The organism is Kitasatospora sp. NPDC049285 (genome assembly GCF_040678815.1).
Lineage (GTDB): Bacteria > Actinomycetota > Actinomycetes > Streptomycetales > Streptomycetaceae > Kitasatospora.
In genome coordinates this window covers 1-21966 of sequence record NZ_JBFAQR010000053.1, presented here as the reverse complement: position 1 = coordinate 21966, position 21966 = coordinate 1, and the positions used below count along the sequence as shown (strand labels likewise).

The 21966-nt window shown below is 74.2% G+C and carries 21 protein-coding genes and 1 pseudogene; 16 read left to right on the top strand and 6 right to left on the bottom strand.

Annotation, left to right across the window (positions count from 1 at the left end):
* Positions 1-30: 30 nt before the first annotated feature.
* Genes AB0K51_RS26860 through AB0K51_RS26850 form a run of 3 tightly spaced genes read right to left on the bottom strand, consistent with a single transcriptional unit; the run spans position 31 to position 2386 of the window.
* A complete protein-coding gene (locus AB0K51_RS26860; RefSeq protein WP_363459720.1) occupies positions 31-1461 on the bottom strand; it encodes an FAD-dependent monooxygenase in 1431 nt (476 codons plus the stop codon).
* Positions 1458-1877, bottom strand: a complete 420-nt coding sequence (locus AB0K51_RS26855; protein ID WP_363459719.1) for a MerR family transcriptional regulator — start codon at positions 1875-1877, stop codon at positions 1458-1460. The genes AB0K51_RS26860 and AB0K51_RS26855 overlap by 4 nt, the downstream gene beginning before the upstream one ends.
* The gene (locus tag AB0K51_RS26850; RefSeq protein ID WP_363459718.1) at positions 1874-2386 is read right to left on the bottom strand and encodes a MarR family transcriptional regulator; all 513 of its coding nucleotides are present in this window, start codon (positions 2384-2386) and stop codon (positions 1874-1876) included. Before AB0K51_RS26850 ends, AB0K51_RS26855 begins: the two co-directional genes overlap by 4 nt.
* A gap of 109 nt (positions 2387-2495) precedes the next feature.
* Here AB0K51_RS26850 and AB0K51_RS26845 point away from each other — a divergent pair, with 109 nt between their 5' ends.
* Positions 2496-3341, top strand: a complete 846-nt coding sequence (locus tag AB0K51_RS26845) for an NAD(P)H-binding protein (protein WP_363459717.1) — start codon at positions 2496-2498, stop codon at positions 3339-3341.
* 23 nt (positions 3342-3364) lie between these two features.
* Here AB0K51_RS26845 and AB0K51_RS26840 read toward each other — a convergent pair whose 3' ends face one another.
* Positions 3365-4327: a YafY family protein gene (locus tag AB0K51_RS26840; RefSeq protein ID WP_363459716.1), complete on the bottom strand. Its 963-nt coding sequence runs from the start codon at positions 4325-4327 to the stop codon at positions 3365-3367.
* A 97-nt stretch (positions 4328-4424) separates the two neighbouring features.
* Between AB0K51_RS26840 and AB0K51_RS26835 the strand changes: the two genes are divergently transcribed.
* From AB0K51_RS26835 to AB0K51_RS26825, 3 genes are all read left to right on the top strand, one after another.
* Complete coding sequence (locus AB0K51_RS26835) at positions 4425-4985, top strand: DinB family protein (RefSeq protein ID WP_363459715.1); 561 nt, start codon at positions 4425-4427, stop codon at positions 4983-4985.
* A 191-nt stretch (positions 4986-5176) separates the two neighbouring features.
* Entirely contained in the window at positions 5177-6103 is a 927-nt protein-coding gene (locus AB0K51_RS26830; protein ID WP_363459714.1) for a sigma-70 family RNA polymerase sigma factor, read from the top strand.
* A gap of 43 nt (positions 6104-6146) precedes the next feature.
* Positions 6147-6818, top strand: coding sequence for an NAD(P)H-binding protein (locus AB0K51_RS26825; RefSeq protein WP_363459713.1), 672 nt, complete (start codon positions 6147-6149; stop codon positions 6816-6818).
* 39 nt (positions 6819-6857) lie between these two features.
* Here the strand turns inward: AB0K51_RS26825 and AB0K51_RS26820 are convergent, their stop codons facing one another.
* The gene (locus AB0K51_RS26820; RefSeq protein ID WP_363459712.1) at positions 6858-7793 is read right to left on the bottom strand and encodes an SDR family NAD(P)-dependent oxidoreductase; all 936 of its coding nucleotides are present in this window, start codon (positions 7791-7793) and stop codon (positions 6858-6860) included.
* Between the two features lie 63 nt (positions 7794-7856).
* On the opposite strand from AB0K51_RS26820, the gene AB0K51_RS26815 reads away from it, so the two are divergent.
* The 9 genes from AB0K51_RS26815 (at position 7857) to AB0K51_RS26775 (ending at position 16668) form a co-directional block, all read left to right on the top strand.
* A complete protein-coding gene (locus AB0K51_RS26815; protein WP_363459711.1) occupies positions 7857-8204 on the top strand; it encodes a MerR family transcriptional regulator in 348 nt (115 codons plus the stop codon).
* Positions 8205-8257: 53 nt separating this feature from the next.
* Positions 8258-9214 carry a helix-turn-helix domain-containing protein gene (locus AB0K51_RS26810; protein WP_363459710.1) on the top strand — a complete coding sequence of 319 codons (957 nt, stop codon included), beginning with the start codon at positions 8258-8260 and terminating at the stop codon, positions 9212-9214.
* Between the two features lie 115 nt (positions 9215-9329).
* Positions 9330-10325, top strand: coding sequence for a type I glyceraldehyde-3-phosphate dehydrogenase (gene gap, locus AB0K51_RS26805; protein ID WP_363459709.1), 996 nt, complete (start codon positions 9330-9332; stop codon positions 10323-10325).
* 201 nt (positions 10326-10526) lie between these two features.
* On the top strand, positions 10527-12368 hold the full coding sequence (locus tag AB0K51_RS26800) for an FAD/NAD(P)-binding protein (RefSeq protein ID WP_363459708.1): 1842 nt from the start codon (positions 10527-10529) through the stop codon (positions 12366-12368).
* Positions 12369-13613 (top strand): putative PEP-binding protein, encoded by a 1245-nt coding sequence (locus tag AB0K51_RS26795; protein WP_363459707.1) that lies wholly within the window; start codon positions 12369-12371, stop codon positions 13611-13613. It begins immediately after the preceding gene.
* A gap of 34 nt (positions 13614-13647) precedes the next feature.
* Entirely contained in the window at positions 13648-14148 is a 501-nt protein-coding gene (locus tag AB0K51_RS26790; protein ID WP_363459706.1) for a SigE family RNA polymerase sigma factor, read from the top strand.
* Positions 14145-14939 carry a hypothetical protein gene (locus AB0K51_RS26785; protein WP_363459705.1) on the top strand — a complete coding sequence of 265 codons (795 nt, stop codon included), beginning with the start codon at positions 14145-14147 and terminating at the stop codon, positions 14937-14939. The genes AB0K51_RS26790 and AB0K51_RS26785 overlap by 4 nt, the downstream gene beginning before the upstream one ends.
* Positions 14940-15008: 69 nt before the next feature.
* A complete protein-coding gene (locus AB0K51_RS26780) occupies positions 15009-15593 on the top strand; it encodes a helix-turn-helix domain-containing protein (protein ID WP_363459704.1) in 585 nt (194 codons plus the stop codon).
* A 94-nt stretch (positions 15594-15687) separates the two neighbouring features.
* Entirely contained in the window at positions 15688-16668 is a 981-nt protein-coding gene (locus AB0K51_RS26775; RefSeq protein ID WP_363459703.1) for a zinc-binding dehydrogenase, read from the top strand.
* An 80-nt stretch (positions 16669-16748) separates the two neighbouring features.
* Here AB0K51_RS26775 and AB0K51_RS26770 read toward each other — a convergent pair whose 3' ends face one another.
* Positions 16749-18707 carry a lamin tail domain-containing protein gene (locus AB0K51_RS26770; protein ID WP_363459702.1) on the bottom strand — a complete coding sequence of 653 codons (1959 nt, stop codon included), beginning with the start codon at positions 18705-18707 and terminating at the stop codon, positions 16749-16751.
* Positions 18708-18919: 212 nt separating this feature from the next.
* Here AB0K51_RS26770 and AB0K51_RS26765 point away from each other — a divergent pair, with 212 nt between their 5' ends.
* From AB0K51_RS26765 to AB0K51_RS26755, 3 genes and pseudogenes are all read left to right on the top strand, one after another.
* Entirely contained in the window at positions 18920-19363 is a 444-nt protein-coding gene (locus tag AB0K51_RS26765) for a hypothetical protein (RefSeq protein ID WP_363459701.1), read from the top strand.
* A 36-nt stretch (positions 19364-19399) separates the two neighbouring features.
* Positions 19400-21193 (top strand): hypothetical protein, encoded by a 1794-nt coding sequence (locus tag AB0K51_RS26760; RefSeq protein WP_363459700.1) that lies wholly within the window; start codon positions 19400-19402, stop codon positions 21191-21193.
* Between the two features lie 79 nt (positions 21194-21272).
* A pseudogene (locus AB0K51_RS26755) lies at positions 21273-21854 on the top strand (LLM class flavin-dependent oxidoreductase); the annotation flags it as partial.
* Positions 21855-21966: the final 112 nt, after the last annotated feature.

Genomic DNA, 21966 nt, shown 5'->3' with positions numbered 1-21966 from the left:
GCCGAACCCGGCGGAACGGGCCCCGCGCGTTCAGGCGGGGGTGCCGAACCAGCGGGTGAGGTGGGCGGCGAGCTCGGCCTGCTCGTGGCCGGCCCAGGCGATGTGGCCGTCCGGGCGGAGCAGGACCGCGGGGGCCGGCAACTCCGGGCCGGTGCCGGTGAGGTGGTCGACCCGGTCGGCCCAGCCGGCCGCCGAGAGCTTGCCGGTGCCGTCGAGGAGCAGCCCCCGGGCGGTGTGCATCCGCTCGTACAGCCGGCCGCGCTCCAGCGGGATGTCGGGCATCCGGCTGCCGAGCAGCTCGTGGCCCGGACCGAAGTCGTAGCGGACGTCCAGGCCGGTGATCATCGCGGTGAGGTGGCGGTTGACGTCCGGGTAGTCCAGCAGCCGGGTGAACAGGGCGCGCAGCGCGGTCGGTCCGGGGTCGGTGCCGGTCAGGGTGATCTGGGCGCGGGTGTTCTCCAGCACCCGGGCGCCCACCGGGTGGCGCTCGGCGTGGTAGCTGTCCAGCAGCTCGTCCGGGGCCCAGCCGTCGACGGCGGCGGCGAGCTTCCAGCCCAGGTTGAAGGCGTCCTGCAGGCCGAGGCCCAGGCCCTGGCCGCCGATCGGCGGGTGGATGTGCGCCGCGTCGCCGGCCAGCAGCACCCGGCCCACCCGGTAGCGCTCGGCCTGCCGGGTGGCGTCGCCGAACCGGGACAGCGAGCGCGGCGCGTGCGCCCCGAAGTCGGTGCCGGCCACCGCCCGCAGCTGCTCCCGGAACTCCTCCAGCGTCGGCTCGACCCTGCCCTCCGTGACCCCCGCCGCCGGGACCACCACCCGGAACAGCCCGTCCCCGAGCGGGCCGATCCCGAACCGCAGCTGGGTCTTGCGCACCTCGGTCATCACGGCGTCGATCTCCGCCTGATCCGCCGTCAGCGCCAGTTCCCCGATCAGCGTCTCCACCGTGGCCGGCTCGCCCGGGAAGTCCACGCCCAGCAGCTTGCGCACCGTGCTCCGGCCGCCGTCGCACCCCGCGAGGTAGCGGCCGCGCAGGCGTCCGCCGTCCGCCAGCTCGACGCTCACCCCGTCCGCGTCCTGCACCAGCCCGACCAGTTCGGTGCCGCGCCGGATCTCCGTCCCGAGCTCCAGCGCCCGCTCGTGCAGCAGCCGCTCGGTCACCGGCTGCGGGGTCGCCAGCCCGTACGGGTGCGCGGTGTCCAGTCCCTCGGGCCACGTGGTCCGGATCCCGCCGAACATCCCGCCCGCCTGGAAGGTCTCACTGACCGCCAGGAACCGCTCCAGCAGCCCGCGTTGGTCCAGCACCTCCACGCTGCGCGCGTGCATCCCGAGCCCCCGGGTCTGCCCGGTCGGCTCCGCCAGCCGCTCCAGCACCACCACCCGCACCCCGTGCAGCCGCAACTCGCACGCCAACATCAGCCCGGTCGGGCCGCCACCGGCCACGACGACGTCGAACTCCTCGGTCACTGGGGAACTCCCTCGTGCGCATCGGACGGAGTGGGCGAGACCTCGTCGAGGACGCTGCGGTAGTAGTCGAGCTTGGCGCGCAGGTGGTCGCGTTGGCGTTGCAGCAGGGCGATCTGGGTGGCGACGGCGGTGTCGTGCTGTTCGAGCAGGGCGATGCGGCGGGCGAGGCTCTCGGGGCCCTCGGTGCGGGCGAGTTCGGCGTAGCGGCGCATCTCGGCGATGGGCATGCCGGTGTCGCGCAGGCAGCGCAGGATGGTGAGCCAGGCGAGGTCGTCGGGGGCGAAGCGGCGGTGGCCGCTGGTGGCGCGGGTGATGGCGGTGAGCAGGCCGATGCGCTCGTAGTAGCGCAGGGTGTCGAGGCTGAAGCCGGATCGTTCGGCGGCCTCGGCGGGGGTGAGCAGCGTCTGGGGGGTCACTCGTCCGATTGTGCCGGGGAGTGGGGGCCGCGGTCGGAGAGCCGGTCGAGGGAGTCGACGTACTTGAGCATCAGCCGGGCGAACTCGACGCGGTCGTGGTCGGACCAGTCGGCCGTGATGTGGTCGTACGCCTCGCGCTGGTGGCGGCGCAGTCGGGCCATCAGGTCGCGGCCGGCGTCGGTGAGGTGCAGGACGGTGCGGCGGCCGTCCTCCTGGGACGCGGCGCGCAGCAGGTAGCCGGCCTTGATGTTGTCGGTGACCATCCGGCTGGCGACGGAGGGGTCGATGCCGAGCAGCTCGGCGATGGCGCCGACGGTGACCTCGCGGGCGGCGTCGCGGGAGCACTGGTGGACCAGGTTGAGCACCAGGGTGCGGCTGAGGTCCTTGGCGGAGATCGGGTTCGCGACCTCCAGCAGGGCGGTGCGGCGCAGCTTGGAGAAGGCCGGGCCGACCGCGTTGAGCAGCTCCTCCGTGTCCGGGTCGGCGCTGTGCCCCTGGTTGTTCGTCATGCGCCCATCCTAGGAGGTCCATGCGGGGCGGCAAATATATGTTGACGAGAATATGTGTGCATGTGAGCATGCATATGTACACGTGAAGACGACTTCCAGGGGGACCCCCATGACCGTTCTCATCACCGGCGCCCGCGGCCAGGTCGGCCGCGGCGTCCTCACCCGCCTGCACGCCGCCGGCCTGCCGGTGCGCGCCGCCAGCGCCCGCCCGGCCGAACTCGCCGCGCCGGACGGCGTCGAGCGCGTCGAGCTGGCCCTCGGCCGGCCGGAGACCTTCGCGCCCGCGCTGGACGGGGTGCGGCAGGTCTTCCTGTACCCCGAGCCCGCCGGGATCGCGGCGTTCACCGCCGCCGCCACGGCCGCCGGGGTGGAGCACGTGGTGCTGCTCTCCTCGTCCGCGGTGCTCGGCCCCGCCGCCGAGACCGACCCGATCGGCGCGCACAACCTGGCGGTGGAGCGCGCCCTGACCGCGTCCGGGCTGCCCGCCACCCTGCTGCGGCCGGACGCCTTCGCCTCCAACGCGTACGGCTGGGCGCACGCCATCGCCGCCGGCCTGCCCGTGCAGCTCGCCTACCCCGACGCGCAGACCGCGCCGATCCACCCGGACGACCTCGCCGACCTGGCCGCCGCCGCGCTGACCGGCGCCGCCTTCGCGGGCGGCGCGGTCTCCCTCACCGGCGCGCACTCGCTGACCTTCCGCGCGCAGCTCGCCCAGCTCGGCGAGGCGCTCGGCCGGCCGATCCCGGTCGAGACCGTCAGCCGCGCCGAGGCGGAGCGCCAGCTCGGCCGCCACCTGCCGCCCGCCTACGCCGGCGCGCTGCTCGACCTGTGGGCCGCCGCGACCGCCGGGCCGGCCGCGATCCACGACACCACCGAGACGCTGCTCGGCGTCCCGGCCCGCACCTTCCGCGCCTGGGCCGCCGAGAACGCCCGGGCCTTCACGCCGCAGGACTGAGCGAGACGCCCGGGTGGCCCGCCCTACTCCCGGGTGCAGCGGGTGAACCGGTCACCCCAGGCGGCCAGCAGGGTACGGAGTTCGGGGGGCGAGCGGACCTCGAAGTCGGCCTCCAGGGAGCCGAGGGCCAGGGCGGGCCACTCCAGGGAGTCGGCGTTCACCCGGATCAGGCAGTTCCCGTCGGGGAGTTCGGTCACCTCGGCCCACCGGCCGATCCGCTGACGGACCGTCGAGGCGGGGGAGTGCACCACCGCCTCGACCCGGTGCGGGCCCGCCTGGCCGGTCAGGCCGGCCCGGACGAAGGCGGCGGCGTCCTCGGCGGGCAGCTCGCGCGGGCGGAACCGCGCGCCGGTGCCGTGCGGAGCGGTCAGCCGGTCGAGCCGAAAGGTGCGCCAGTCGTGCCGGGTCACGTCGTAGCCGACCAGGTACCAGCGGCGGTCCACCCGGACCAGGCGCAGCGGCTCCACCAGCCGCTCGCTCACGCGCCCGTCGGCGGCGGTGTAGCCGAAGCGCAGCTGCTCGGTGTCCCGGCAGGCCAGCGCGACGGCGGTGAGCGCGTCCGGATCGACCTGGGTCCCGCCGCGCTCGCCCCACGACGTCGGCACGGTCACCGCCCGCAGCGCCTCGACCCGGTGGCGCAGCCGGGCCGGCATCACCCGCACCACCTTGGCCAGCGCCCGCACCGACGCCTCCGCGATGCCCTCCACCGCACCGTCCGCCGCCGCCTGCAGGCCGATCGCCAGCGCGACCGCCTCCTCGTCGTCGATCACCAGCGGCGGCAGCGCCGCGCCGGCGGCCAGCTGGTAGCCGCCGTCCACGCCGCGCTGCGCCTCGACGGGGTAGCCGAGTTCGCGCAGCCGGTCGACGTCCCGGCGCAGGGTGCGGGCCGAGACGCCGAGCCGCCCGGCGAGCTCCTCGCCGGGCCAGAACCGGTGGGTCTGGAGCAGGGTGAGCAGCCGCAGGGTCCGGGAGCTGGTGTTCGCCATGCCCCGATCCTCTCGCGAATTGCGGACAGGAACTGGCCGCAATGCCCTCTAGCGTGGAACACGAAACGAGGCCCAGCCCCGAGGAGAGGCGACCACCATGTCGAGCACCCTGACCGAGACCCAGACCCCCGAGACCGCCGCCGCCCGCGCCACCGGCGAGCGCGCCGACCTGCTGGAGGCGCTCGGCAAGCAGCGCTACTTCCTGCGCTTCACCGCCCGCGACCTCACCGACGAGCAGGCCGCGCTGCGCTCCACCGTCAGCGAGCTGTGCGTGGGCGGGCTGATCAAGCACGTGGCGTCGGTCGAGCGGACCTGGGCGGCGTTCCTGGTGCACGGCCCGTCCGCGATGCCGGACTTCACCGCCATGACCGAGGCCGACTACGCCGCGCGGGCCGACGAGTTCCGCCTGCTGCCCGGCGAGACGCTCGCCGAGGTGCTCGCCGACTACGCGGACGCCGCCCGGGCCACCGACGAGCTGGTGGTCTCGCTGCCCGACCTGGACGCCGAGCACCCGCTGCCCGCCGCGCCCTGGTTCGAGCCGGGCGGCCGCTGGTCGGCCCGCCGGGTGCTGCTGCACATCGTCGCCGAGACCGCCCAGCACGCCGGGCACGCCGACATCGTCCGCGAGGGCCTGGACGGCGCGAAGAGCATGGGCTGACCCGGCCGGCCCCTTCCCGCTTCCCACGGACCCTCGGGGCCCGCACCCGCTGACGCACGGTCAGGGGTGAGGGCCCCGTCGTCGTGGGCGGTGCGCCCGCCGCCGCGACATTTCCGCGCGGAAATCTCCGGACCGATGTCACACCCGGCCGCGGCTGGGACTCTCGGGGTGCAGACGCGAGAGGAGATGCCGTGAGGTCCGACAGTCCGCAGCCCGCCGGGGCCGACGCCGCGACGCAGGTGTTCACCGAGCATCGGGAACTGCTGTTCTCGATGGTCTACAACCTGCTCGGAACGGTCGCCGACACCGAGGACGTGCTGCAGGAGACCTGGCTGTCCTGGTCGACCCGGTACCGGGACCCGGATGCCCCGCCGATCGTCCATCCGCGCGCCTACCTGGTGCGCACCGCGGTCAACACGGCGCTCGCCCGGCGGACCGAGATCAGCCGCCGGCGGGAGAGCTACTTCGGGCCGTGGCTGCCCGAACCGCTGGTGGCCGGGGCCGGGTACGCCGACGGCCCGGAGGGCGAGCACGGCGAGGCGGTGTCGATGGCGCTGCTGGTGGTGCTGGAGACCCTCACCCCGCTGGAGCGGGCGGTCTTCGTGCTGCACGAGGTGTTCGGCTACAGCCACCCCGAGACCGCCGAGATCCTCGGCCGCAGCCCCGTCGCCGTCCGGCAGCTCGCCCACCGGGCCCGCGCCCACGTCCAGGCCCGCCGCCCGCGCTACCGGGCCGACCCCCGCCTGCGCCAGCAGGTCACCGAGCGGTTCGCGGCCGCCGTCGGCGGCGGCGACCTGGAGGAACTGCTGCGACTGCTGGCCCCCGAGGTGACGCTGTGGGCCGACGGCGGCGGCAAGGCGACCGCCGCCGGGCCGCGCCCGGTCCGCGGTCGCGGGCAGGTCGCCCGGCTGCTGGTCGGCGGTGCGGCGCGCGCCCCGCACGGCATCCGGGTGCGCTGGGCGACGGTCAACGGCGATCCGTCGGCGCTGCTGTTCGTCGGCGACGCGCCGTTCGCCGTCCTGGTCCTCGACCTGGCCGCGGACGGCGACCAGGTCACCGACATCTACTTCGTGACCAACCCCGACAAGCTCGGCCGGGTCGCCCCGGCCCGCACCTGACGCCACGTCACCTGATGAGACGACAGAGGAAAGAGGCACGACGATGAAACTGACCATACTCGCGGCCACCGGTGGCATCGGCCGGCAGCTGCTGGAGCAGGCGGTGGCCGAGGGCCACGAGGTGACCGCGGTGGTGCGCAACCCCGCCAAGCTGGCCGACCACCCGACCGTACGGGTGGTCCGCGCCGACCTCGCCGGCGCCGGGGCCGCGGAGCTGCGCCCCGCCGTCGAGGGTGCGGACGCGGTGCTCTCCGGGCTCGGCGCGGTCGGCAAGGCCGGGCTCGGGGTGGCCGAGCACGGGACCCGGGCCGCCGTCGAGGCGATGCGGCAGGCCGGGGTGCGGCGGATCGTGGTGGTCAGCGCCGCCCCGATCGGCACCGTCGCCAGCCCGGCCCGTCCGCACCCGCCGCGGCACGACCCCGGCGACGGCTTCGTGATGCGGCACGTGCTCAGCCCGGTGGTGAAGGCCGTGCTGCGCGGCCACTACGCCGACCTGGCCCGGATGGAGGACGTCCTGCACGCCAGCGGCCTGGACTGGACGGTGATCCGACCCCCGCAGCTCACCGACAAGCCGCTCGGCCGGGACTACCGCATCGCCTACGGCCGGAACATCCGCGGCGGCCGGACCGCCTCCCGGGCGGACGTGGCGCACTGCATGCTGCGCAGCCTGCGCGAGCCCGAGATGGTCGGCCGGACGGTCGGCATCGCGGACTAGCGCGCCTCCCCGATCCCGGCTTCAGCAGGCTCGGTGGGCTCAGCGGCTCGGCAGGGCGAGGCCGGTGAGGCGTTCCGAGGCGGCCCACAGGGCGCGGGCGGCGTCGTCGTCGGCGCCCGGGCCGGTGAACGGCTCGGGGCGGATCCGCGGGTGGGCCTTGGGACCGGTCGGGCCGTAGACGGTGGCGGGGGAGGCGTCCGGGGCGGTGGCGGCGTAGAGGATCGGGGCGGCGGCGTGCTCGGGCTCGCGGCCGATCAGCGCGGCGACGGTCCTGGTGAGCGCCCGCACCACGGGGGAGGGGTAGGTGTCGTGCAGCGGGGTGCGGGCCATGCCCGGGTGGGCGGCGAAGCTGCGGACCGGGGAGCCGGACGCGTGCAGGCGGCGCTGGAGTTCCCGGGCGAACAGCACGTTGGCCAGCTTCGAGCGGATGTAGGCGCGGCCGGGGGAGTAACCCGCGGTCGCGCCGAGCCGCTCCAACTCCAGGGTGCCGCGCGGGTACAGGGCCGAGACCACGGACACCACCCGCGGGTCGCGGCCGCGCTCCAGCAGCTCCGACAGCCGTCCGGTGAGCGCGAAGTGGCCCAGGTGGTTGGTGGCGAACTGCACCTCCACCCCCTCGGCGCTCAGCCGCGCCGGCTGGTTGCTCGCCGCGGCGTTCGCCACCAGCAGGTCCAGCGACGGGAGTCGGTCGTGCAGCGCGTCGGCGAAGCGGTGCACCGAGGCCAGGTCGAAGAGGTCCAGCTCCAGCACCAGGGCCTGCCCGGCGCCGCGCGGCAGCCGGGCCCGGACCCGCTCCGCCTTCGCGGTGTCGCGGGCCGCCAGCACCACCAGGGCACCGCGGGCGGCCAGCTCGCGGGTGACGGCGAGACCGAGGCCGCTCGCGGCGCCGGTCACCACGGCGGTCCGGCCGGCCAGGTCGGGGATGTCGGCAACGGTCCAGTTCAGGGCGGGAGTTCGAGAGGAACGAGGGCTCATGCCGAGGACGCTAGACTCTGACACCGGTGTCAAGGTCAAGCCGGTGAGCGGAGGCGGACAGCGGTGCGGATCGGCGAACTCAGCCGGGTGACCGGGGCCAGCGCCCGTTCGCTGCGCCACTACGAGCAGCAGGGCATCCTCGACTCCGTCCGGCTGCCCAACGGCTACCGCGACTACGGCCCCGACGCCGCCGAACAGGTCGAGCGGATCCGGGCCCTGCTCGCCCTCGGCCTCCCCACCGAGGCGATCCGCGACCTCCTCCCCTGCGAGGGCCCGGCCGGCCCCGAGGCCGACCGCTGCCCCGCCCTCGCCGACCGGATCCGCGACCTGCGCGACCGGATGGACCGTCAGGCCGCCGAACTCGCCCGCACCAGCGCCGCCCTCACCCGCTACCTGGACGCCAACCTGTGACCGGGCCCGAGGCGCAGGAGCCGGAAGCCCGGCACCAGCGCTAGCGTGAGGGGGTGTCAGCTCCCCGCCTGCGCCGCGTCGCCGTCCTGGTCCTCGAAGGCGCCAAGCCGCTGGACGTCGGCATCCCCGCGCAGGTCTTCACCACCCGGGCGAGCATGCCGTACGAGGTGCGGGTGTGCGGGGCCGCGCCCGGGCTGGTGACCGGCGGGGACGGGCTGTCGTACCACGTGGCGCACGGCCTGGAGGCGCTGGAGTGGGCCGAGTCGGTCTTCGTCCCCGGCTACCGCCACCCCGACCGGGAGGACCCGCCGCCCGCCGTTGTCGACGCGCTGGTCGCCGCGCACCGGCGCGGGGCGCGACTCGCGGCGATCTCCACGGGGGCGTTCGCGCTCGCCGCCACCGGGCTGCTGGACGGGCGGCGGGCCACCACGCACTGGCACTACACCCGGGCGCTGGCCGTCAAGTACCCGCTGGTGCAGGTGGACGAGAACGTGCTGTTCGTCGACGAGGGCAGCGTCCTCACCTCGGCCGGCGCCGCCTCCGGCATCGACCTGTGCCTGCACGTGCTGCGCCGCGACCTCGGCGTCGCCGCCTCCAACCACGCCGCCCGCCGCCTGGTCGCCGCGCCCTACCGCAGCGGCGGCCAGGCCCAGTACGTGCCGCGCAGCGTCCCCGAGGCGGTCGGCGAACGGTTCGCCGCCACCCGGGAGTGGGCGCTGCACCGGCTCGGCGAGCCGCTGACGGTGCACTCCATGGCCCGGCACGCCGCGGTCTCCGCGCGCACCTTCTCCCGGCGGTTCGTCGAGGACACCGGCTACACCCCGATGCAGTGGGTGCTGCGGGCCCGCGTCGACCGGGCCAGGGAGCTGCTGGAGCGCTCGGAACTGGGCGTCGAGCAGATCGCCGTCGAGACCGGCCTGGGCACCGGCGCCAACCTGCGGCTGCACTTCCAGCACATCCTCGGCACCAGCCCCAGCGAGTACCGGCGCACCTTCACCCGGGGCGAGTGACGCCCGTTCCGGCCGTGGCGCGATCCTTGCGAACCATGGCACGCGCGCCAATGCCAGGCGGCCGGGCCGAGTAGCAGAGTGGAGGTGTCCACCCACCGAAAGGACACCGCCCACCATGACCCGCATCGCCGTCAACGGATTCGGCCGCATCGGACGCAACGTGCTCCGCGCCCTGCTGGAGCGCGACAGCAAGCTGGAGGTCGTCGCCGTCAACGACCTCACCGAGCCCACCGCGCTGGCCCGGCTGCTCGCCTACGACACCACCTCGGGCCGGCTCGGCCGCCCGGTGACCGTCGAGGGCGACACCCTGGTGGTCGACGGCCGCCGGATCAAGGTCCTCGCCGAGCGCGACCCCGCCCAGCTGCCCTGGGCCGAACTCGGCGTCGACATCGTGCTGGAGTCCACCGGCCGCTTCACCTCGGCCGAGGCCGCCCGCGCGCACCTGGCCGCGGGTGCGAAGAAGGTGCTGGTCAGCGCCCCGTCCGACGGCGCCGACGTGACGCTGGCGTACGGTGTCAACACCGGCGCGTACGACCCGGAGCTGCACACCGTGGTCTCCAACGCCTCCTGCACCACCAACGCGCTGGCCCCGCTGGCCGCCGTACTGGACGACCTGGCGGGCATCGAGCACGGCTTCATGACCACCGTGCACGCCTACACCCAGGAGCAGAACCTCCAGGACGGCCCGCACCGCGACCCGCGCCGGGCCCGGGCGGCGGCCGTCAACATCGTCCCGACCACCACCGGCGCCGCCAAGGCGATCGGCCTGGTGCTGCCCCAGCTGGACGGCAAGCTCTCCGGCGACTCGATCCGGGTGCCCGTCCCGGTCGGCTCGATCGTCGAGCTCAACACCACCGTGGCCCGCGAGGTGACCCGCGACGAGGTGATCGCCGCCTACCGGGAGGCCGCCGCCGGGCCGCTGGCCGGCATCCTCGAGTACTCCGAGGACCCGCTGGTCTCCTCGGACATCACCGGCAACCCCGCGTCCTCGATCTTCGACTCGGCGCTCACCCGGGTCGACGGCCGCCACGTCAAGGTGGTCGCCTGGTACGACAACGAGTGGGGCTTCTCGCACCGCGTCGTGGACACCCTGGAGCTGCTGGCCGGCTGACCGACCCCGGCCCGACCCGAGGCCCGGAGCGCAACAGCGCTCCGGGCCTCGGTCATTGACGCACCATCAGCACCTCGTACGTCACATGCGCCCCATCCGTCACGTTCCGGGGGGAGGCCGCCTGTCCTGACACCCCGCACGCCTAGCCTGGTCCGCGGACAGCCCGCGCACCCTCCGATCCCGCGACCGGGAGGCTTCAGCATGAGTCGAACAGGCACCTGTCCCAGGGTCGTGGTGGTCGGAGCCGGCCTGGCCGGCACCGCCACCGCGATCAGAATGCTCCGCTTCGCCCGCCGCCCGGTGGAGATCGTCCTGCTGGAGCGGCGCACCGACTACCGCTCCGCCGGGGTCGCCTACCACCGCGACGGCAACCCCTGGGACCACGTCTTCAACATCCAGGCCGGCCGGATGTCGGTCTTCCGCGAGGACGTCCTCGACTTCGTCCACTGGGCGAACCGGGAAGCCGACCGCGGCGGTTGGCCGTCCCAGTGGATCGACCACGAGTTCACCGAGCAGGGCCCGGCGCCCCGGCGGATCTTCCAGGACTACCTGGAGCAGCGCCTCGCCGAGGCCGCCCGCGACGCCTACCCCGGCGTCCTGCTCACCGAGACCGACGGCGAGGCCCTCGACCTCGCCCCCACCGCCACCGGCTACGACCTGACGATCGGTCAGGACGGCGCCCGGTCCTTACTGCCCGCCGCGCACGTCGTCCTCGCCACCGGCCTGGAACTCAAGGACCTGCCCTTCGCCACCGAGGTCCTCGAACACCCGCGCTTCGTCCGCCACCCCTACTCCGCCGACGGCATCCGCCAGTTGGAGGCGCTGCCCCCCGAGGCGAACGTGGTGATCGTCGGTTCGGTGCTCAGCGCCTACGACTCGGCCGGCCTGCTGCTGCGCCGCGGCCACACCGGCGACATCCGGCTGATCTCCCGCACCGGCACCATGTTCCGCGCCTACCCCGGTGCCCACGAGCACGGTGTCCTGCAACTCCCGTGCCCGGCCGCCCTGCTGGAGCCGTACCGGAACCGCGAGGAGTTCCTGGAACGGGTCCGCGCCGAATGGGAGGCCGCCTGCGCCATCGTCTCCCGCGAGTTCCCCGACGTCGCCCCCCAGGTGGTCGCCGAGCGGGTCTCCAAGGCCTGGGAGCCGCACCTGCCGGCCGCCCTCGAACGCATACCCTCACCCGAACTGCGGGCCCTGCTCGACGAGTTCGGCACCGCGATCGCCGCCATCCGGGTCGGCGCGGTGCAGTACACCATCGAGATCATCGAACGCTCCATGCAGCCCGGCCCGGTCGGCCTGCTGGTCGGCGCCGTCCAGGCGATCACCCCGGTGGCCGCCGACCGGCTGGAGGTGACCGTCGCCACCGCCGACGAGAAGCACACCGTCCAAGCCGACCTGGTGGTCTCCAACTTCGGCCGGGAGACCGACTACCGGCGGGTCGAGCGTCCGCTCTGGCGCAACCTGCTGCGACGCGGCCTCGCCGTCCCGCACGACCGCACCGGACGGGGCCTGGAGGTCGACCACCGCGGCGTCCTGCTCGACCCGGCCGGTCGCCCCGCCGGTCCGCTCACCGCCGTCGGCCCGCTGCGTGAGGGCGACGAGATCGTCCGCAACGGCCGCACCGGTGCCTTCGCCTTCAACCTCGCCGCGATCAAGAACCACTCCATCGCGGTCGCCGCCCACGTCATCGAGCAACTGGAACTGTCGCCCGCTACTTACGAGTTGGCCGAATCCGACACCCCCGACGGCACGTTCGAGGAAGCGGCCGGGCCCTCCTTCGAGCACGCTGTGAAGCTGGAGGTGAGGAGGCTGGCCGCCCGCGACCGCGTGGAACGGGAAGGACTCGACGCCCGCGTGGACGCCCTGATCGGCCCCCTCGCCACCCCGGACGACACCGGGCACCGCCACCGCCGACTGCGGGCCGCGGTCAACCGGTCCGCCGTCCGGCGACTCACCGACGTCTCCGTGACGCCGCGTCAACTGCGGCGGCAACTGGGGATCGCGAGCACCGCGGACGCCGACGAGGACATGGAGGAGTAGTTGAACGGGCGACGGATCCAGGGCTCCCTGCTCACCGGTGCGAACCGGGCCATCCTGCGCGGCACCTGCAACCGCACCAGAGATCCGCAGGCGGGTTCCATCCTGATCGCCCCCAACCTGGAGGCCGGTCTGTACGACGCGATCATCGCGGCCAGCGCCGTCATCTGCGGCGAAGGCGGACAGACCGGCCACATGCAGTCGCTGTGCCGCGGCCGCGGCATCCCGGTGCTCCGGGTCGACGAGGCCGACCTCGCCGCGCTGGTCGGCGAGGTCACCCTCGACCTGGAGAACGCCGCGATCCTGCTCGACCCCGACCCGGCCGCCGAGGCCGCCCCCGTGCCGGAGGCCGCCGCGCCGACCGCCGAGGACCTCGGTGCCGCCTGCGCGGTGATCGCCGACTTCCAGGACATCCGCACCGTCAACTCCTCCGGCCCGAACGCCAAGCGCGTCGACTCCTTCTTCATCCGCGAGGAGTTCCTCTGCCTCGCCGCCGGGCTCAGCCCGCTCGACGCCCTCGACGGCGGGCCCGAGGACACCGCCCGCTACGGCCGGGCGATCGCCGAACGCCTGGTCGCCTTCGTCGAGGAACTCCTCCCCGACCAGCGGCTCATCCTGCGCCTGCTCGACCTGCGGTCCGACCACGCCGCCAGTGTCACCGAACAGGCCCCCGTCGCCGTCGAGCCCAACCCCGAACTCGGCCTGCACGGCGCCCGCTGGCTGCTCGGCTCCACGCCCTACCGGGACGCCCTGCACAGCCTGCTCGACACCCTGCGCACCCGGCTCGGCGACCAGGCGCGGCGGATCCACCTCTCGGTCCCGTTCATCAACGACGCCGACGAGTACACCCAGCTCCGGGCCCACCTCGAACTCCCGGCCGGGACGGCGCTCTCCGTCTTCATCGAGACGCCCGCCGCCGTCCACGCCACCCCGCAGCTGTGCGCCGCCGGCGCCAGCGAGCTCTTCATCGGGGTCAAGGACCTGGTGCAGTTCTACCTGGCCGCCGACCGCGGCAACCACCTGGTCGCCGAGTCCTACCAGACCCGCCACCCGTCCGTCCTCGACGGTGTCCGCCGGGTCGTCGAAGCCGCCCACACCGCCGGCACCGCCGTCCGGGTCTTCTCGCTCGGCGCCGACCTCACCCACTACCTGGCCCAACTCCCCACCCCCGACGGCTACATGATGTGCACCGCCGAACTCGTCGAGGTCCTGCAGCCGCAACCCGCCGATCTCGTGGGCCGCCGCTGACAACCTTTCACCCCCGCCGCGGCGTGTGGCGGGTGTGAGACGACGAACCGAGGACGACGCGTACGCGGCCTTCGTGGAGGCCGCGTGGCACCGGCACCTGCGCACCGCGACGCTGATCACCGGCGACCGGCACCGCGCCGAGGAACTGCTGCAGGACTGCCTGGTGAAGCTGTACCTGCGCTGGCGGCGGGTCGGCACCGACGACCCGCACGCCTACCTGCGGCGGATGCTGGTCAACGGGAACATCAGCTGGTGGCGGCGTCGGCGGCGGGAACTCCTCACCGCCGACCTGCCGGACGGCGAGGCCCGCTCCGGCCTGCCCTACGACGAGGCCGACGAACTGCAGCGCGCGCTGCGGGCCCTGCCCGCCCGGCAGCGCGCCGTCGTCGTGCTCCGGCACATCGAGGACCTCAGCGAGGCGGACACCGCCGCCGTGCTCGGCTGCTCCGTCGGCACCGTCAAGAGCCAGAACTCCCGGGCGATGGCCCGGCTGCGCGGCGCGCTGCTCGCGAACCAGGAGGCTGTCACCGCATGACCACCGACGACGAACGACTCCCCCGGGCCCTACGGGACCTGGCGGACCGTCACCCCGGCGGCGGGCCCGCCCCGGTGGCCGAACTGCTCAGCCGCGGCCGCCGCGCCCGCCGCCTGCGCACCCTCACCGCCACCGCGACGGCGAGCTGCGCGGTCGCGGTGCTCGCCGCCACCACGCTGGTGCTCGCCCCGTCCGGTCCCGCCGCCGCGCCCGTGGCCCCGTCGACCGGCTCCGCGAGCGCCTCGGCGAGCAGTGGCTCGCCCACGCCGTCACCGTCCCCCACGCCGACGGCGCTGACCGCCGCACAGCTGCTGGAGATGCTGCGGGCCAAGCTCCCCCCGAGCCTGCGGCTCAGCGAGCCCTGGACCCACGGGCCGGGCCCGAACGGGCTCGGCGCGTCCACCGGCCCCACCGCGATCAGCGTGGCGGCCGCGTTCACCGTCACCGACGGCGCCCACACCGGGACCGCCGAGATCGAGATCTCCCACGTCGCCCCCGGCAACCGGCCCGACACCTGCGACATCGCCTTCTGCACCGTCACCCCGCAGCCCGGCGGCGGCTCGCTGACCGTCTACCTGCCCGACTACCCCGGCGTCCCGCAGGTCTGGCGCGCCACCCTGCGCCGCCCCGACGGCACCCTGATCACCGCCAGCGCGGGCAACGTCCCCGGCGCAGTCTCCGCCAGCATGGAGCTCTACCCCAACCCCCCGCTCCTCGACGGTCCCCAGCTCACCGCCCTCGCCCTCGACCCCGCCTGGCTCGCCGCCGCCACCGGGCTACCCGCCCTCTAGGGCACCACGGCGCGAGGCGGTGCGTGGTCACGGCTTGTTCTTGAATGGTCGCTCATGTATGTTTCCCGCATGCCCAGGCCTCGCGAGTTCGAACCCGACACCGTGCTGAACCAGGCCATGCTGCGGTTCTGGGAGCGCGGCTACCGGGCCACCTCGATCGAGGACCTGGTGAAGGCCACCGGGGTGAAGCCCGGGAGCATCTACAGCGCGTTCCCCGGGGGCAAGCGCGCGCTGTTCCTGAAGTCGCTGGAGCGCTACTCCACGCTGGTCGTGCCGCAGAAGCTCGGCGAACTGGAGGCGCCGGGCGCCTCGCTGGCGGAGCTCCGCGGCTACTTCGACGGGCTGGTGCGCGACCTGCTCAGCCCCGAGGGCCGGCAGGGCTGCCTCCTGGTCAACACGGCGATCGAGAATGCCGCCGAGGACGACGAGGCGGCCGCCGTGGTCCGCGGCCACCTGGCCCGGCTGGAGCGCTGCATGACCGCGGCCCTGGCCAACGCGCGCGACCTGGGCCAGGTGCGGGACTCCGTGGACCCGGGCGGCAGCGCCAAACTGCTGGTCGCGACCTGCCAGGGCCTGATGGTGGTCGGCAAGGCGAACCCCGACGAGACGGTGCTGCGCGCCATCGTCGGCAACGCCTTCGCCGCCCTCGCCTGACCCGTAGCCGCACTGTCCCTCCTCTGAGCCACCCGCGCGGTGGCTCTCTTTCGCGCCCAATATTTGAACCAGTATTCAAGAATGGAGCCCGATCATGAAGGCCATCGTCATCTCCGCGTACGGCGGTCCCGAGGTGCTCACCGTCGCCGAGCTGCCCGATCCGGTGCCGGCCGACGGCGAAGTCCTGGTCCGGGTCAAGGCGTTCGGCCTCAACCACGCCGAGGCGTACATGCGCGCCGGAGCCTGGGGCGAGGTCGCCGCGGTCACCGGGATCGAGTGCGCCGGGGTGGTCGAGTCCGACCCGTCCGGCCGACTCGCCGCCGGGACCGTCGTGGTGGCGATCCTCGGCGGCATGGGGCGTACCCGCAACGGCAGTTACGCGGAACTGGTGACCGTCCCCGCGGCCAACGTCGTCGCGGTGCGCTCCTCGCTCGGGTGGGCGGAGCTGGCCGCCGTCCCCGAGGTGTACGCGACGGCGTGGAGCGGTCTGTTCGGCAACCTGGACCTGCGCGCGGGCGAGACGCTGCTGGTCCGCGGCGCCACCTCCGCGCTCGGCCAGGCCGCCGTCAACCTCGCCGTCGACCACGGCGCCCGGGTCCTCGCCTGCACCCGCAACCCCGCCCACGCGGCCCTGCTCGAGGGCCTCGGAGCCGACGAGGTCCTGATCGACGACGGCCGGCTCGCCGCCCAGGTCGCGGAGCGGGACCTCGCCGTCGACGCCGTCCTGGACATCGTCGGCAACAGCGTCCTGCGCGACTCGCTGGCCGCCGTCCGGCCCCGTGGCCGGGTCTGCCAGATCGGGTTCCTCGGAGGCTTCGAGCCCGTACCGGACTTCGACCCGATCGCCGACCTCCCCACCGGAGTCCAACTCAGCTTCTTCGCCAGCGCGTTCGTCCTCGGCAGCCCGGCCTTCCCGCTCGCCGACATCCCGCTGGACCGGATCTACGCCAAGGTCGAGGCCGGCACCCTTCGGGCCCGCCCGGTCCGGGTCTTCCCGTTCTCCGACATCGTCGAGGCCCACCGCGTCCTGGAGTCCGGCCGGGCGCTCGGCAAGATGGCCGTCACCGTCGGCTGACCTCTCGTCAGAGTGCGGAAGGGCGAAGGCCCGGACCGTCGGGCGGTCCGGGCCTTCGTCGTCGGGCGGGGATCAGGGGATCAGCAGCGGAAGGTGCCGCTGTAGAGGGCGTGGCCGTAGGACGAGCTGCCCGAGCCGAAGCCGTAGATGCCGTCGTCCGACCAGACCGCCTCGCGGAAGCCGTTGACGCAGGTGGAGGTCGGCGCGAGGGCGAAGCCCTCCAGGTTGTCGACCGGCATGACGGCCGGGTTGCCGTAGGTCACGTCCGGGACGAGCGCGCCACTGGTGTTGACCTTCATGAAGGTGTGGGTCTCGCCGCAGGTGTTGTCACAGGTCGCGACGATGCGCTGGGTCCCGGCGTCGAACATCACGTCCATCACGCCGGCCTTGCCGGTCGCGACGGTGCCGAAGGTGGTGAAGCTGCCGTCGGAGTTCAGGCCGTAGACGTGCAGCGAGCCGTCCCACTCCAGGCCGGCGAAGAACAGGCCCGCGCCGTGCAGCGGGTAGTTCGCCGGGTCGTACGCGGCGCCGGTCAGCGGGTCGACCCAGCCGTTCGCGGTCAGCCAGCTGTCCGGCACGTAGCCGACGCCCTCGAAGCCCAGGTTGGCGTCGTCCTTGCTGCCGGTGTTCAGCTGCGGGAACTGCGCGGTCATGTCCCACTGGTGAAGCGGCGTCAGGGTGCTGCCGGTCGCGGCCGGGTCGAACTCCAGGACGGTGTCCTTCGGGACCGTGTTGTTGGTGTTGTCGCGCTCGGAGGTCACGTAGACGTGGCCGTTGGCGCCGACCGTCAGACCCTCGGAGTCCGGCTGGCCGGAGCCGCCCGAGAAGCGGATCTGCTTGCCGGTCGCGCTCCAGGTCGCGTCCGGGACCCACTTGCCGTTGCTCTTGACCAGCTTGAACAGCCAGTTCTTGTTCTTGGCGGCCCACAGCACCGACGGGTTCGCCGGGTCGAAGGCCAGACCGCTCACGTCCCGGCCCTCGGGACCGGTGGACGTGGTGAACGCGCAGACGTTGTCCGCGATGGTGACGTCCAGCCCACCCGGCCAGGCCAGGGTGCCCGACGGGGTGGAACCCGTACCGCCGGGGGCCTCGGGGGTGCAGCCGCTGGTGAGCGCGCCGCCGCCACCCAGCAGCTGGCCCGTCTGGCCGCCGCCTCCGCCGCTGCCCGAGCAGGAGTTCGCGGCGCCGAACGTCGCGGTCGCGGCGGTCTGGAAGCCGGGGGTGCACCGCTCGTCCGACGGCGTGGCGCCGTTGGCCGCCCAGGTCACCGAGTCGATGGTGTTGCCGCTGCCGTCGATCAGGAACAGCGAGTCGTTGCCGCCCAGGCCGATGGTGGAGCTGAACGTGACGTAGCCGCCCGCGGGGATGCTGGTCGCGCTCGGCGAGGAGGACGAGATCGACGCCGCGGAGTGCGTGGTGTCGTTGTCGACGTACTTCCACGAACCGATGCTGACCGCGCTGGTCCCGCTGTTGTACAGCTCCACGGTGTCCGCGCCGTCCGAGCTGACCTCGTTGATCCGGACCTTGCTCGCCGCCGGCACCGACGGGCAGCCGGAGGCGTTCGCGGAGCCGAACGTGGTCGCCGTGGTCACGGTCACCCACGTCCCGATGCCGTCGCCGCCGCACCGGGCCATCGCCGGCTTCGCCTTGCCGCTCGCCCACTCCACGCGGTCGACCACCGTGCCGTCGGCCGTGTAGATCACCAGCTTGTCGACGTCACCGAGGCCCTTGGGCGAGTTGAAGGTGACGAAACCGCCGGCCGCGATCGTGCTGGACGACGGGCTGAACGACTGCGGCGAGAAGCTGTCGTCGGACATCTTCCAGCCGCTGATGCTCACCGCCGTGGAGCCGGCGTTGAACAGCTCCACCGTGTCGTTGTTCGAGGAGGTGACCTCGTTGATCCGAACGTTCTGGTAACCGGTCGGATCCGCGGCCGCCGCGGGCTGCGCGACCAGCAGCCCGGTGACAGCCAGTCCGGAAAACGTCAGAGCCGTGGCGCACGCAGAGGCGACGCCGACACGCGAGTGTGAGTTAGGCACGGGGCGGAACTCTCGTGATCCGACGTGGAAACGGCGTGTACTCCGGCTGAATGCCGTCCGCTGACCTCCGGAACGCCAGGCGCACCGCCTCCCGCCCCGGCCCACGACGACACATCCGTCACCTGCGTTGACTCCTGTCCGCGGTGAGGTCACACCGTGACGGCCGAACCTCACGCCTACGGGGTGACCGCTTCGAGAGACCGGAGGTCATCATGACGACCACACGTGAGGTGGAGTCCGAGACCCGCCCCGCCGCCGACACCGCCGTCCGCGAACTGGCCGGGGACTTCGTCACGTTCCTGGAGTCCGGGACGCCGCCGGCCGGGCTGTTCGCTCGCGACGTCTTCTGCGACTTCACGATGCCGCAGTGGCGGCTGCAGGCGAGGGGCGTCGACGACGTGGTCGCGCTGCGCCTGGCCGGGCACCCGGGGCCGGGGCGGGTGCCCCGGACGCGGTTCGACGCGACCGCCACGGGCTTCGTGCTGGAGGTCGAGGAGCGCTGGGAGCAGGACGGGGAGTCCTGGTACTGCCGGGAGCTGTTCCGCGCCGACGTCGCCGACGGGTCGATCCGCGAGCTGTCGGTCTACTGCACCGGCGACTGGGACCGCGCCCGCGTCACCGCCCACGCGCAGGCCGTCCGCCTCCTGCGCGCCTGACCGCCACCGGCGGCCCCCGACCGTACGATCGCCCGCATGGAGGCCGAGTCGGCGCCGGCCGCCGCCACCCGGCGCAGGCTGCTGGCGGCCTACGAGCGGGCGCGGGAGACGGGCGACGCCGAGCTGATGGCCGTGGCCGCGCTCGATCTGCCGTCCGCCCTGCGGTTCGGCGTCCACCCGGGACAGATCCCGGCGCTGATCCACCAGGCGTACGCGGCCGCCGTCACCCCGGTGAGCCGCTGCCGCCTGGCCGCCGCCCTGGCCCGGGCCTGGGTGTACGGCGGCGACGCCGCACGGGCGACGGCCTTCGCCCGGGAGGCGGTGGCCCTCGCGGACGAGCTGGGCGATCCCGACGTCCTCGCCGAGGCGCTGGACGCCGCACTGGTCGCGCACTGGGGACCCGACGACTTCGCCGAGCGCCGGGCCCTCGCCGAGCGCCTGGCCGACACGACGGCCCATCTCACCGACCCCGAACGCCGGTTGACCGGCCACCTGTGGCGGCTGACCACGGCCTGGGAGAGCCTGGACGTGGTCGCCGTGCAGCGCCAACTGCGCGCGCTCGACACGCTCGCCGAGGAGTCCGGCCGGGCACGCCACGCCTTCTTCGCCGCATCGCGCCGCGCCGCGTTCGCCCTGGTCAGCGGCGATGTCGCGGTGGCCGACCGACTCCTCGCCGCGGCCCGCGACTTCGGCGCCCGGGCCGCCGAACCCGACCTGGAGGCGGTGGTCCACGCCCTCACCGCCGCCCGGGCCCGCCGGCTCGGCGACATCGCGACGCTCCGTCAGGAGGCCGCTGCCTTCGAGGAGTTCGGCGACGTCGAGGCCGTGCCGTCGGTGTCCGCCGAGGCCGCCGTGCTCCGGCTGGCCGCCGGCGAGGCCGAGCGGGCGCTGCGCCTGCTCGACCGCCTCGCGGGCGCGGGATTCGCCACCGTGGCCCGCGACGTCGACTTCCTGCTCGTCGTCGCCTGCCTCACCGAGGTCGCGGCGGCCCTGCACCGCCGCGACCTCGCCGCCGAGGGCGCCCGGCTCCTGGCGCCCTTCGCCGGCCGAGCCGTGCTCAACGCCGGCGCGGTCACCTTCCACGGCGTGGTCGACGACTACCTGCACCGCGCGCAGGCGGCCCTCGGCCTGCCCGGCGCCGCCGACTCGCGCCGCGCCGCGGCCACCGCCTACCAGCGCATCGGTGCCACCTGGTGGCTGGACCGCCTCGCCGCGCCCGCCCCGCCCCCGGCGGCGCGCTCCCGCACCGTCCACCTGCACCCGTTCCACCGGGCCGACGGGCCCGGCTGGCTGGTCGGCGACGACGGCGCGGCGTTCGCGCTGCCCGACCTCAAGGGCCTGCACTACCTGCACGCGCTGCTCGGCAGCCCCGGGACCGACCTCGGCGCGCTCGACCTGTCCGCCGCGGCAGCCGGCCACTCCGGGGTCGCCGTCACCGAGTCCGACACCGCGGAGATCGCCGACCGGCAGGCCCTCGCCGCCTACCGCCGCCGCCTGCACGAGATCGACGCCGAACTCGACGCCGCCGCCTCCTGGTCCGACCAGGCCGGCCTCGACCGTCTCCGACCGGAACGCGAGGCACTCCTCGCCGAGATCCGCACCGCCACCGGCCTCGGCGGCCGACCGCGCCGCTTCGGCTCCACCGACGAACGCGCCAGAGTCGCCGTCCGCAAAGCCCTCGTCGCCGCCCTCGACCGCATCGCGAGCCACGACCCCACCCTGGCCAGACTCCTCCGCGACACCGTCCACACGGGCAGCACCTGCCGCTACGACCCGGACCCCGCCCGCCCGGTGACCTGGCTGCTCACCGCGCCGAAGGCCGACGGGTAGCCGGCCGCACCTCGCGCGCGCGGCTGACCCGCCGTCAGGGGGCTGCGCACGGACGTGTACAGAGGTAGTTTGGCCGCCCATGACGGCCTTTCGAATCGGTGTGATGTACGACCGCTCCTGGGACCCGGCCGGGTTGCCCGCCTTCGCGCGGGAAGTCGAGGCGCTCGGGGCGGACGACCTCTGGGTCGTCGAGGACCTGGGCTGGAACGGCGGGATCTCGGCGGCGGCGGTGGCCCTCGCGGCGACCGGGCGGCTGCGGGTCGGCATCGGCATCGCGCCCGCCCCGCTGCGCAGCCCCGCGCTGCTGGCGATGGAGGTGGCCACCCTCGCCCGGGTCTTCCCGGGCCGGCTGGTGGCCGGGATCGGCCATGGCGTCCGCGAGTGGATGCGGCAGGTCGGCGTCGCCCCGCGCTCGCCGCTGTCCCTGCTGGAGGAGACCCTGACGGCGGTGCGCGGGCTGCTGCGCGGCGAGCGCGTCACCGTGGACGGGCGTGAACTGCACATCGACGGCGTCGAGTTGGTCCACCCGCCGGAGAAGGACGCGGTGCCCCCGGTGATCGCCGGCGTGGTCTCGCCCAAGTCCCTGGAACTGGCCGGCCGCGCCGCCCAGGGCACCCTGGTGGCCGAGGGCCACGGCCCGGACGACCTCCGCACGGTCCGCGCCGCCGCGGGGGGCGGGGGGGGGGGCGCCGGGGGCCCCCACACAGATGGGGAGAGCACACCTGTGTAATACATTCACCCCCACAAACATATTGTTTTGCGGATTTTGGTTG